At 69.7% G+C, this 12,811-nt stretch carries 7 protein-coding genes; 3 read left to right on the top strand and 4 right to left on the bottom strand.

From position 1 onward, the window contains the following. Nucleotides 1–41 precede the first annotated feature (41 nt). The 3 genes from QHF85_RS15370 (at nucleotide 42) to QHF85_RS15360 (ending at nucleotide 5,727) form a co-directional block, all read left to right on the top strand. On the top strand, nucleotides 42–650 hold the full coding sequence (locus QHF85_RS15370; protein WP_281327925.1) for a TetR family transcriptional regulator C-terminal domain-containing protein: 609 nt from the start codon (nucleotides 42–44) through the stop codon (nucleotides 648–650). Next, nucleotides 647–1,867, top strand: coding sequence for an MFS transporter (locus QHF85_RS15365; protein ID WP_281327924.1), 1,221 nt, complete (start codon nucleotides 647–649; stop codon nucleotides 1,865–1,867). Before QHF85_RS15370 ends, QHF85_RS15365 begins: the two co-directional genes overlap by 4 nt. A gap of 65 nt (nucleotides 1,868–1,932) precedes the next feature. Then, nucleotides 1,933–5,727: a tetratricopeptide repeat protein gene (locus QHF85_RS15360; protein ID WP_281327923.1), complete on the top strand. Its 3,795-nt coding sequence runs from the start codon at nucleotides 1,933–1,935 to the stop codon at nucleotides 5,725–5,727. Between the two features lie 22 nt (nucleotides 5,728–5,749). On the opposite strand, the gene QHF85_RS15355 is transcribed toward QHF85_RS15360, so the two are convergent. The 4 genes from QHF85_RS15355 to QHF85_RS15340 form a co-directional block, all read right to left on the bottom strand. Further along, complete coding sequence (locus tag QHF85_RS15355; RefSeq protein ID WP_281327922.1) at nucleotides 5,750–6,514, bottom strand: hypothetical protein; 765 nt, start codon at nucleotides 6,512–6,514, stop codon at nucleotides 5,750–5,752. Between the two features lie 382 nt (nucleotides 6,515–6,896). Continuing rightward, nucleotides 6,897–8,468, bottom strand: coding sequence for a VWA domain-containing protein (locus QHF85_RS15350; RefSeq protein ID WP_281327921.1), 1,572 nt, complete (start codon nucleotides 8,466–8,468; stop codon nucleotides 6,897–6,899). 245 nt (nucleotides 8,469–8,713) lie between these two features. Next, nucleotides 8,714–11,290 (bottom strand): HEAT repeat domain-containing protein, encoded by a 2,577-nt coding sequence (locus QHF85_RS15345; protein ID WP_281327920.1) that lies wholly within the window; start codon nucleotides 11,288–11,290, stop codon nucleotides 8,714–8,716. 56 nt (nucleotides 11,291–11,346) lie between these two features. Continuing rightward, nucleotides 11,347–12,618, bottom strand: coding sequence for a hypothetical protein (locus QHF85_RS15340; RefSeq protein ID WP_281327919.1), 1,272 nt, complete (start codon nucleotides 12,616–12,618; stop codon nucleotides 11,347–11,349). Nucleotides 12,619–12,811 lie beyond the last annotated feature (193 nt).

Raw genomic sequence — 12,811 nt, 5'->3', positions numbered from 1 at the left:
TCTTCGTTTATAGGTTGGTCAACCAAACAACGGAGTGAGCGATGGCGCGACCGTCGAACACCGAGGAGCGTCGAGGGCAGATCGTCGAGGGGCTCTTGGCCGTGATGGCGGAGCGCGGCTACGAGCGGGCCACGATCCAGGAGGTCGCCCGCGCGGCGGGGCTCTCCCCCGGGCTCGTGCACTACCATTTCCACGACAAACAGGAGATCCTGCTCGTGTGCGTGAACGAGCTCGCGGCGCGGGCGCGGGCGCGGGCGTCTGCGCGGATCGCGCGGGCGAGCGGCGCGCGCGCGAAGGTCGACGCGTTCCTCGACGCGTACCTCGCGACGGGCAAGGACGCGGATCCGGCCGCGGTGGCCGCGTGGGTGACGATCTCGGCGGAGGCCGTGAAGCAGCCGGAGGTGCGCGCGGCGTACGAGAAGGTGGCGCGCGAGGATCTCGAGCGGCTCGAGGGCCTTTGCGCGGAGGCCGTCGGCGCGCGGCGGGCGCGGGGCGTGGCGGCGGGGCTTTTTGCGGCCATTCAGGGGTATTTCGTGCTGGCCGCGGCGGCGCCCGGCCTCACGCCCAAGGGCTCGGCCGCGGCCACGGCGAAGCGCATGGCAAAGGGCCTGCTCGACGAGCCTGCGGACGATACGAAGGAGGCCGTGTGACGATCCCGAAGAGCTCGCTGACGAAGCTCGGATTGCTTTCGAGCCTCTACCTCTCGCAGGGACTGCCTTTTGGCTTCTTCACGCAGGCCCTGCCGGTGCTGCTCCAGCGGATGGGTTTGTCCCTCCCGGCCATTGGCCTGAGCCACCTGCTCGCGCTCCCCTGGATGCTGAAGTTCCTCTGGTCGCCCCTGATGGACCGGCGCGGCGCGGGGAGGCTCGGGCGGCGGCGCGGCGTGATCTTGCCGATCCAGGTCCTCTCGGCGTCGCTGCTCTTCGCCCTCGCCTTGCCGGAGGGCGGCCCCACGATCCCCTGGCTCTGCGCCGCCGTGCTTTGCATCAACCTGCTCGCGGCCACGCAGGACGTGGCGACCGACGGTCTCGCGGTGGACCTGCTCGACGAACACGAGCTCGGCTGGGGCAATGGCGTGCAGGTGGCCGCGTATCGCGTGGGGATGATCCTCGGCGGGAGCTTCCTGCTCCTCGTCTTCGACGCGGCGGGCTTCCGGATCACGCTCACGAGCCTCGGCGCGATGCTCCTCGTCGCCACGCTGCCCATCACAGTCTTTCGCGAGCCGCCCGCCGCGCCGCCGCCGCCCCGCGAGAGCCCGAGTTTGTCCTACTGGCTCACGCGCCCGGGCGCGTTCTCGTGGCTCGGGTTGCTCTTCGTCTACAAGGCGGGCGAGCATTTCGCCTCGGGCATGCTGAAGCCCTTCTTCGTCGATCCGCACGGCGCCGGGCTGGGGATGCGGGAGGTCGGCTGGATGATCGGCGGCGTGGGGTTCGCCGCGGGTCTGCTCGGGGCGATGCTCGGAGGCGGGCTCGTGCGCAGGCTTGGATACCGGCGCGCGCTGCTCGGGTTCGGGACGTTGCAGGCGATCGGGGTGCTGCTCTACGCGCTCGTCGCGTCGCGGCCCGTATCCATCTCGGCGCTGTCGGTGGTGTGCGGGATCGAGCACCTGACGAGCGGAATGGCGACGGCGTCGCTCTTCACGGCGATGATGGAATCGTGCCGGCCGGAGCACGCGGCGGCCGATTACACGGTGCAAGCCTCGGTGGTGGTCGCGGCGACGGGCGTCGCGGCGGCGGCGAGCGGGTTCTCCGCGGGTGCGCTGGGGTATGCGGCGCATTTCGCGCTGGCGGCGGGGCTCGCCGCGCTGGCGGTGGTGTTCGTCGGGGTGATGTTTCGGGGAATCGAGCCGGTGGGGGCGCGGGGGTGATTCCCCCGGCGAACCTCCTACCGTCACGAGCTCCCGGGCTGCGTTGACCTGTCCCTCGCGGGCGCTTGCGTCCGCCTGCGCACCGTGTACCGTACTCCAGACTACGGAGGGAGGGCCGGGTGCAGACATACACCTTGACCGTGTTCGACAAAGGGGGCGGCGTCAGCGAGCTCAGGCTTCTCGGGCCTGATGATCGCGAGATCGGGAGCCGACCGCTGGATCCTGCAGCCGTCCAGCAGTTCGCAACGGCGATCGTCGGCGCCTACCACGCCCCCGCTCCGCAGCTCGCCTTGCTCGGTCAGCGGCTCTACGAGTGGATCGACGGGCCCACCGAGCGGTGGCTCGAAGGCATCCTCGAAACGACGCCGGGGCTCGCGCTGCGCATCGACGTCGACGCGCGCCTGCGCCATCTCCCGTGGGAGCTCATGCAGCGGGGCGGCGTCTTCGTCTTCGCGAACGCGTATCCTCCCGCGACGCCGATCCGTCACGTCAAGGGCCCGCGGCTCTCGGGCGAGGCCGCGAATCGCCCGCTGCGGGTGCTGTTCATGGCTTCCTCGCCGGAGGACGTACGGCCCATGCTCGACTTCGAGGACGAGGAGAAGAAGATCCTCGCCGCGACGGGTCGCAGCTCCCTGGAGCTCGTGGTCGAGGAGAGCGGCACGCTCCGAGGCCTCACGGAGAGGCTCGCGGAAGGCGGCCCCGGGTACTACGACGTGCTGCATATCACTGGGCACGCGACGCTCGAGGACGGGAAGCCGTATTTCCTCCTGGAGAATGATGTCGGGCGGCTGGAGCGCGCAGACAGTGAGGCGATCGCGCGGGCCTGCGCCGGTCGCTGGCCGCGGCTGGTTTTCCTTTCCGGTTGCAGGACCGGCCAGGCCGGCGATCAGGGCGACCTCCCCTCCCTCTGCGAATCGCTGATCACCAAGGGTGCGCCCGCGGTCCTCGGCTGGGCCCTGCCGGTCGGGGATCCCTCCGCGACGCAAGCGGCTGCGAAGCTCTACGGGGAGCTCGCGCTTGGCGTGCCCATCGGGGAGGCCGTCGTGGCGGCGCGGCAGGTCTTGTACGACGCGAAGTCGCCCTACTGGCATCTGCTCCGGCTTTATGCGCGTCCCGGCGTCCTCCCGGCCGTCGTGACCCCGCTCAAGCACCCCGGGCGCGCGCACCTGCACCGCCGCGAAGCGGACCACGAGTTCCTCGACGTGCGCGAGAGCAGCGGCGTCCGCGTACCTGTCTGTCCCCGCGGCGCATTCGTGGGTCGTCGTCGCACGATTCAGCGATGCTTGAAGGTGCTGCGGAGTCACCAGGGGGAAGATGTCTACGCGGAGGGGGTGGTGCTTCAGGGCATGGGCGGGCTCGGCAAGAGTAGCCTGGCGGCACGGCTTTGCGAGCGGATGCCGGATCATCGTCGGCTGGTGTGGTTTCAGGGCGTCGATGAGAAGGCTTTCTTGCGGGGGTTTGCCGCACTGGACGACGCCGATACGAACGCGCTGCTCAACGAGCCGAAGCTGGAGCTACAGCAACGGCTTCGGAAGGTCCTGACGGGACCGCTGTCGGCGAAGCCCGTGCTCTTTGTGTTCGACGACTTCGAGCACAACCTCTCCGAGGCCACCGATGAAGCGAGCGTGGTGAAGCATGATGCGCTGCGCGTGCTCGTGTCGTTGCTCGGGGCGATCCGGGATACGGCCTCGGAGAGTCGCGTGATCGTCACGAGTCGGTATGGGTTTCCGTTGCCGAAGCCGTTGCAGCTCACCCCGATCGAGCTCGACGCGTTGCATGGGGCGGACCGGGAGAAGAAGGCGACGCGGCTGCCGGCCATGGCGGAGGCGGCGAAGGAGCTGCGGGAGCGGGCGATGTCGCTATCGGCGGGCAATCCGCGGTTGATGGAGCGGCTCGATACGGTGCTCGCGGAGAAGGGCATGGATCACGCCGCGTTGTTCGACGCGCTAGAGGCGAAGACGCGCGAGTTCCGGGAGGAGCTCGTGCTGGGGGCGCTCGTCGGTCGGCTGCGTCCGGAGGGAAAGAAGCTTCTGGCATTGATGTGCGTGTACGAGGTGCCCGTGGCGCGGGCGGCGGTGGATGCGATTGCGGGCGGGATCGACGTGGGGGAGCAGCTCGCGCGGGCGGCGAATCTCGGGCTCGTGGAGGTGGGGCGTGCGGCGGAGGAGGCGCAATACTTCGTCTCGCCGCTTTTGCGGCCCCTGCTCGCGGGGGAGCTCTCCGCGGCGGAGCAGGCAGATGCGCTGCTCGCGGCGGTTCACCATGTGTACGACGCGTGGTGGAAGACGGGTGTGACGACCGAGCGACGACTCGAGGTTCATCGCCTGGCCATGGCGACGCGCCTCAAGGACGTGGCCGTCGAGGTGGGCTATGCCATTGCAACGAGCTGGGTAAACGGAGCTCGTTATCGCGAGGCGTTGCTGCTGTGCGAGGAAACGCTGAAGCTCGGCGACGATTACCGGATCCATCACGCCATGGCCCGCGCCGAGACGATCCTGGGGGATACCACGAACGCGCGTTCGCATTATGAGCAAGCGCTCTCGGCATGCAAGATGGCGGAGGAAACGGATGCGCGGGAGCGAGCGCACTCGGCAATCGTTCATAATCTGGCGGACCTATGCGCCCAGCAGGGGGATGTGGCGCGCGCGCTTGACCTCTGGAAACAGTCCCTCGCCGTGGATGAGAAAATCGGCGACGTGAAGGGCAAGGCCGTGACGCTCCACCAGATGGCCGGCGTCATCGCCCAGCAGGGGGATGTGGCGCGCGCGCTTGACCTCTGGAAACAGTCCCTCGCCGTGGATGAAAAAATCGGCAACGTGAAGGGCAAGGCCGCCACGCTCCACAACATGGCCGGCGTCATCGCCCAGCAAGGGGATGTGGCGCGTGCGCTCGACCTCTGGAGCCAGTCCCTCGCCGTGGATGAGAAAATCGGCAACGTGAAGGGCAAGGCCGCCACGCTCCACAACATGGCCGGCGTCATCGCCCAGCAGGGGGATGTGGCGCGCGCGCTCGACCTCTTGAAACAAGCCCTCGCGCTCGTTGAGAAAATCGGCGACGTTCAGGGCACGGCCGCGACGCTCTCCAATATGGCAGGGATCATCGCGCAGCAGGGGGACGTGGCGCGCGCGCTCGACCTCTGGAAACAGGCCCTCGCGCTCCTTGAGAAAATCGGCGACGTTCAGGGCACGGCCGCGACGCTCTCCAACATGGCAGGGATCATCGCGCAGCAGGGGGACGTGGCGCGCGCGCTCGACCTCTGGAAACAGGCCCTCGCGCTCGTTGAGAAAATCGGCGACGTTCAGGGCACGGCCGCGGCGCTCGCCAACATGGCATGGGCCGCGGGCAAGAGCGGTGACCTGCAGCGGGAGCGCGCGTTGAACATGGAAGCGGCGCGGCTTCTGGGGCACGTCCGCGCCTGGCTAGATCTCGCTACGGTTCTGGGGAACCTGGGAGCGGAAGACACGCCAGATGCAGCGAACTTCCTGACACAGGCTTTGTGGCTTGCGCATACCGTGGGCGTGCGGGTCGATAATGGTATCGCGCTGACCGCTGTGCTGCTCCAGAAACTCACGCCCGCCCATCCACATGCCCCCACGCTCGCCGTCGCCGCGCAGTTCCTCGTGGCAACCAGAGGCGCGCAGCACCCGGAGCAGCAGAAGCTGCTCGGGTACACCAGACGCATGCTCGGAGCCTGTGTCAAGGCGCGGGAGATTGCCGATCAAGATTTCGAGAGGTGGGCGCACGAGGAAGGGCTGGACGATCCTCAGCGGCTCGGTCCCAAGCTGATGGCCGCCCTCGACTCCCTCGTGCCCGAGGGAGCCTGGCTCTTCGACCGCAACGACGTCCTGGAGAGCCGCTGAACCGGCTCCCCAGCCCCGTTCCCTACCCCTCCCCCTCTTCCCCCTTCTTCCGCGCCGCCACATGCCGCGATTGCAGCGGCGGCACATGCTCGTCCACCTCATCCACCCACAGCCACATCCCCACGCGCCGCAATTCGCGGTGCCCCTTCCCGAGCAGCGTCCACAGCCGATCGCGCGCCTTCACCGCCTCCTCGGCCGGATCCTTGCTCTTCGTCCCCCTCGGCTTGAGCCGCGTCAAGAGCTCGGTCCCGACCGTCGCGGCGTCCTGAATCTGCGCCGCCGTGACCGCCGTCTTTCCCTGGAACTCTTTCTCGTATTTCGTGAAGAGCGCGGCGAGGTCGACGCAATCCTGGGCGAGGTCGATGTTGCCCCTGCCCTCGCGGATCCTCGCGACCGCGTGCGCCGGGAGGATGCCCGAGGCGGCGAGGGCGTCCGCGGATTTGATGAGCACATCGCGCAGCGCGCGCGCCTTCTCCATGAACGCGGGGGTGGATCCGTCGCTCGAGCGGTCGATCTGCGCGGCGGCGTAGATCACCGCGAGCGCGAGGTCGTCGAGCTGCTGGAGCTGCGTGACGTCGATCTTCGGCAGCTCCTCCTTGATCCGGTCGATATGCGGCGCAATGGCGTCGAGGGCGCGGCGGATGTTGTGGTACGCGAGGGAGGCGTCGGCGCGGAACAGGCGCACCTCCCCCTCGGGGAGCGCCTGCGCCGCGAGGAGGAAGGTTTCATACGCCTTCTGCGAGCCCACGACGGTGAGCGGGGGATCGGAATTGCTGGGGTCGGTCATGGCAAGGGACCGTACCAAGAGCTACGACAGCGTGGCAAGCCCGGTCGGTTCGGGCGCGGGGAGGGTGAACCTGTCGGCGCGCTCGAAACGTTGAAGCGCCGGAAGGGCTCGACCCGGTTCACGCACCCCAAACGTTGGGGCGCCGAGACGGCTCGGGCCGTTCACGCGCTCCAACGTTTCGGCCAACGGGAGGGGTCGAGCGATTCACGCGCGCCAACGTTTCGGGCGACGGAACGACCTGACCCTTCCACCTGTGGAAGAGCTGCGCATCGCGCAGTTCTTCCATCAAAGGTCCAGGGCTGGCCCTGGTTCGGGTCCAGGGGCGAAGAGCCCCTGGTCGGGTCCGGGGTGAAACCCCGGCGAGACGCAGCAGTCCACCCTCTCAAAGCTGCGGGTGTTTTTCGATGAGCGAGACAATCTCGGCAATCACGGGATCGGCGAGCTCCGGGTCATACGCGAGGGCCGCGTCGCGGGCCGCGGTGAGGGATTCGTGGCTCGGCCGCTTCAGGGCCTCCGCGTACATGACGATCACCTTGCCCTTCGGCAGCCCCTTCTTTTGCGCGGCGAGCAGATCGCCGATCGTCGTCGTGACCTTCGTCTCCTGCTTGGCGTAGGTGATCGGCGTGGTCCAGACGGCGCGAATCGTGACCGGGTCGGCCGGGTTGATGACCGACGGGTCGCACGCTTCGAGGATCTGGCTGAAGATCATCGCGTCGTCGGGCGCGAGGTGCTGCGGCTGCACCTCCGCCTTGTCCGTCGAGTAGATTTCGCCAAAGCTCTTGCGGATGTTGAAATACCAGGGGAGCGTGAGCTCGACGCTGACGCTCCGGGCCGCGACGTCCATGGTCTCGTCGAATCGCTTGGTGAACATGGTCGAGGCCTCCTCGACGGAATCGAGGTACACGTACGCGCCCCGGCCCTTGTCGGTCAGCGGCTCCAGGACCGCGTCGTTGTGCGTGAGCGCGGGACCGGTCGCGATGCCGAGGAGGTAAATGCCCTCCTTGTCGGCGTCCTCGGCCGCCATGGCAATACGATCTCCGTCCGTGACGCCGACGTTCGCGCCGCCGTCGCTGATCAGGACCACGCGGTTCAAACGCCCCGGCGCATAATGCTTTTGCGCGAGGTCGTAGCCCGCCTTGAGGCCACTTGCGAGATCCGTCCCGCCGCTCGCGGTGAGGGCATCGACGACGGCGAGGATCGCCGGATCGTTCGGGCCCGTGGCCACGTGATCGGCGAGCAGGACGTTGTTCGCCGCGCCCCACGTGACGATTCCGACGAGATCACCCGACGTGAGCTGCGACGCGATGGCGGAGACGGCAGCCTTCGCCCGCGTGAGGCCCGGGCCCTGCATGGAGCCCGAGGTGTCGACGAGGAAGGTGATGTTCATCGGCTTTCGCGGGAAGACCGCATTGAAGGAGCGCAGGCCGACCTGGAGAAAGAGCTGCCCCGGAGAATCCTTTTCAGCTTCGAGCTCGGGAAAGAGGGTGAGCTGGCCCGACGGAGCCGCGGGATACTGGATCTGGTAGTAATTCAAGAATTCATACGTTCGGACCTCGCGCGCGAGCGGCTCCATGCCGAGCCGGAGCAGATCGCGGACGTGGACCGGCGACGCCATGGAGTTCGAGTCGTCGGCCGAGACGAAGAAGCTGACCGGCTGGGATGGGTCGATGTCCGCGCAGGCGAGGGGGGCACCGTCGTGATCAGCCACGACGAGCGTGTCATCCGGGTGGGGGGGCGGAGGCACAGGGTCCGGGCCGGTGCTGCTCGAGCCTCCCGGCTCACCGCCGAAGCCGCCGCCGTTGCCCGCGCCGCCACCCGTGCCGGACGACGACGTCGGCGGGTCGATGATCCTGGACTCGTCGCTCGCGCACGCGCCGAGACCCATGCCAAGGCCGCCGATCCAGGCCGCGCAGAGCACAGGGAAGACGAAGAAAAGAGAAGACGATCGCTTCATGCAAGACCTCCAGGCGAAAGGAAGCGTGGCAAGGTCCGTGCCCTCCCGCACCCCGGCCTCTCTGCCGCGAGGCGCCCAAAACGAGCCGCGCCCCGGCGCAAGGTGACACAGGTCCAGAGAAAAAATACAAGGGACCGACGCGCGAGGCAAGGGCCCCCTCGATCGCCATTCGTACGCTCGAATCCACGGGAGCCGGGAGGACGGAATGGTTCGTCCTGTAAACCGGTTTTTGGAAGATCGCTCGCCTACCGCGCGAGCTGCGCCGGGACCGCGAGCCGGATCGTCCCCTTGGGGACCGCGAACTCGAAGAACGCGCCGCGCCGATCCGCGGTCCCCATGCGGAGGAGCCCGTCCTCCCGCACGAGCGCGTAAGGCGCGCGCGCGAGCGGCTCGTCCTTGCCGTCGGGCGCGACGAACACGAGCACGTCGTCGGTGCCCGGCGCACGCACGGGCGGACGCGCGCAGCGGTTCGCCACGGCAGCGTTGCGATCCTCGCCGGCACAACGCGCGAGCGCGCGACGCTCGATCTCCTTGCCCGTCTGCCCACGCGCGACGTCACGCCAGAGCGCCTCGGCCGCCGCGAGGCGCACAGCCTCGGAGCGATCACGCTGGAGGAGGCCCACGACGAGCCCCGCCTCGCAGGATGCGCCCGCGAGGCCGAGCGCGACGACGGCGTTGGCACGCACGTAGGACCGCGGATCGGTGGCCGCGCGGCAGAGCGAGGCCTGCACGTCGGCCGCCGCGTTCTCGCGCGACGCGACGCGGCCGAGCGCGCCCGCCGCGTTGCCCGCGACGGCCACGTCGGGGTCGGTCACGGCACGCGTGAGCGTCGCCAACGCGTCCTTCTTGCCGACGGCGCCGAGCGACCAGGCAGCGTTCGCGCGCACGCCGGGATCGGCGTCGCCGAGCAGCGGGACGAGCACGGACGCGGCCTCCGGATGCCCCGCGAGCGCCTCGGCGACCTTGCGCCGATCATCGATGCCGGACGTGACGAACTTGCGCAGGACCTTGCCGCTCGCCTCGCCGCGCATGCGGCCAAGGCCCTCCAGCAAAGCATCTCGCGCGACGTCGGGCGACGACGGGACGGCCGCGCCGACACGCTCGGCGAGCGCCGGATCCGTCACGCGCGAGAGCGTCCCCGCGAGCGCGAGGCCGATCGCCCCGCGATCTTGCTCGGCCGCGACCTGGAGCCGTTCGAGGAGCTTCGCCGCGGCCGAGGGGCCACCCGCGCGCGCGATCGACGACGCCGCCGCGAGCCGCACGTCCGCCGCGTCGTCGGCGATCGCGTCGAGCAGCACGGCCTCGACCTTCGGCGGCGCGGGCGCGTACGCGCCGAGCGCTTCGAGCACCGCCAGCCGGAACGTTCGGGATTTCGTGGTCGCGAGCGGCAAGAGCACGTCGTGCGCGCGCGGCGAGCCCGTGCGACCGAGGAGCCGCACGAGCTCGATCTTCTCGTCGAGCGGGGTCGCCGCGTCGAGCAGCATCGCGCGCGCCGGATCGACCGCGCGCCCATCGGGCCGCGCCGGATCGAGCAGCTCCGAGGCCGCACGGATGGCCTCGCGTCGCACGGTGGGATCCGCGTCCGAGAGGAGCTCGAGCACCGCCGGCAGCGCCTCGGACGAGCCGAGGAGCGCGAGCGCGCGGAGGCCATGCTTGAGCGGCAAGACGCCCCGCTGCATCGCGCGCACCGTCGGATCGAGCCCCTCCTTCGCGCCGAGCGCGCCGAGCACGAGCGCCGCGCCTGCCGCCGTGGACGGCGAGGGCGAGCCCGACAGGACCGCGACGAGCTGCGGCGCCGCGCTCTTGCCCGCCGTGACGAGCGCGTCGCGGACCGGCGAACGCGGCGCCGAGGGGTCGTCCTTCGCGAGCGCGCCGATGAGCGCGCGCACCGCGCTCTCCGAGCCGATCCGGCCGAGGGCCCGCAGCGCCGCGGCGCGCACCTCCCCCGCGCCGGCGCTCCCCTGCCCCGGCCTCACGCCGGGCATGCTGGGCGCGAGGACCGTGTCGCTGCCGGCGTTCGCTTCGAGGAGCGGCGCGATCGCCGCCGTGGCCTCGTCCGAACGAAGCTTGCCGAGCGCGGTGACGGCCTCGACGCGCACGTCCTGCGAGCCGTCCTGCAGGGCGATCATGAGCGCGCTCGTGGCGCGTGCGTCGCCGAGCTCGCCGAGCGCGCGCGCCACGGCGCGGCGCACCTCCGGCACGGCGTCCTGCACCTTGCCGATCAGCGGGACGACGGCGCGCGCATCGACGAGCCTACCGAGCGCGCGCGCAACCTCGACGCGCACCTCGAACGTGCCGTCGTCGAGGTGCCCGAGCAGGGGCGAGACCGCGTCGGGCAAACCCGAGCTGCCCATGGCCGACGCCGCCGCAACGCGGACCTTCGAATCCGGATCGCCGAGCACGCGGCCGAGTGCCACGACGCTGCGATCCGTCGGCGAGGAGCGGATGACGTCACAGGCCGCGAGCCGGAGCCTCGCGTCGCCCTCGCCTAGCCAGCCGATGACGAGATCCCCGGCGCGCGACACACGCAGCGCGATGGCCGCCTCGGCCGCGGCGAGGCGCACCTCGATGTCCGGATCGCCGAGCGCGCGTTGCGCGAGCGGGACGCCGAGCTCCGCGGGGAGCTCGCCGATCCGCTGCGCCGCGGCGCGCCGCTCGGAGACGTCAGGCGAGGCGAGCGAGCGAGCGATGCGCTCGGGCACGTTGGGCCAGACGAACGCGTCGGCCGCTCCGCCCGAAACGAGCGAGAGCGAGACACCGAGCGAAAGGAGGCCGGCTCGGACGAGGCTACGCATGCGGATCGAGCGCGTGACCGAACGCACGACGCGCACCGTACCATGTTTTGTGGGCCGAGCCGGATCCTCGCGAAGCGCGAGGCTCAGGAAAGCGGAGGAGGTGGAGCACTGCTACGCGAGGCGATGGGACGCACGGTCTCCTGTTCACGTACGGGCGTACTCACGCTCGTGCTGACCGCGACCTGCGGCTCGGCGGCGGCCGTGCGCTCCTTGGGACGGACCTTCTCGGGTGGCGGCGCGGCCGCGCGCAGGTTGATGAGCTTGTTCAGGATGTCGAACCAGAACGGCGCGCCGAGCGCGATCGCGATCGCCGTGAAGAGCCATCCGCCGAAGCGACGCCCGAACCCGCCGAGCGTCGCCGGCACCGCGCGTCGATCACACGAGACCTCGGCCGTGGGTGTGCAGAAGAACCCGCGCCCCTCGGGCCAGCCCATCGGCAACGTGAGCTCGTCGAGGCCACGCTTGACCGCGACGACGCGCTTGCGCACGAGCTCCTCGGTCTTCTTCTCGTCGAGGAAAACCTCGGACGGCGTCGCGCTCGCGTTCGCCTTTTGCTCGGCGATGACCTCCGCGGCCGTCTTCACGACGGGCGACTCTGCCTTCACGCTCTCGGTCACCGCCGACGTCACGGACTCCCGCAGCACGGCGTCGCGGTTGAGGCTGTCGAGGACGAGGAACGTGTCGACGTTCAGCACGACGGCCGCGAACAGCCCCACGGCCGAGATCAGGATGTGCGCCGTGCGCTTGTACCAGCCGGAGACGCTATCCATCGCGCGATCGAACCAGGCGGCGATCTGGAGGTTTGCGTCTTCGAGCGTCTTGACGCTCGCGTCCGACACGAGCGCCGTGAGCGCGACGCGCGTGTCCTCCTCGAAGCCCTTGGCCTCGGCGAGGCGCTTCTTGAAGTCGTCGAGGCTCGCCGCGACCTTCTTCGTCGCGTCCTCACCTCCGCCCTCGACCTTCGGCCAGAGCCTGCGGAAGAAGCCCCGAATCGCGCGGAGCGGGACCGACAGCATGCCGCGAAGGAGGCCCATGCGCTCCGGCCTCCGCGATTGATCCGCGCCGTCCTTCCAGCCCGCGACCGCGTCGATGAGCGCGCGCGCGAAGAGATCCGACGGGATGTACGAGGGGTCGCTGTCGTCGTCCTTCGTCAAACCGTCGATGAGCGGATGCGCATACACCTTGTCCGTCAGCGTCCGGTCCTTGAGGAGCCGCTCGATGCCCTGACGCAGCGTGACGGAGCGCAGCGACAAGACGCCGGAGATCGCCTCGGTCACGGCCGATGCGATCACGCTGAGCAGCATGAAGACGAAGGAGATCCCGATCGCGACGTCGAGGATGGTCGATATGGTCACGGCTACCTCCTCGCCGGCGGGACGCCCTGCCGCGGGCCTCCCGGCGCCCCTGCCCCCACGCGCGTCGGGCGCCGAGCCGACACGCTCATGGTCCCAGAGGATCTCCCGCCACGCAATCGAGGCCTGGACAAAGAAAGCCCGGCCAGAAAGGTCGCCTTCGAATCGACAGCCTGTCGCTTGGCCAAGGACACGA

The sequence above is a fragment of the Polyangium sp. 6x1 genome (assembly GCF_029946515.1).
In the GTDB taxonomy this organism is placed as follows: Bacteria; Myxococcota_A; Polyangia; order Polyangiales; family Polyangiaceae; genus Polyangium.
The sequence above is the reverse complement of the archived record's forward strand: the minus strand, read 5'-3'. Positions and strand labels throughout refer to the sequence as shown.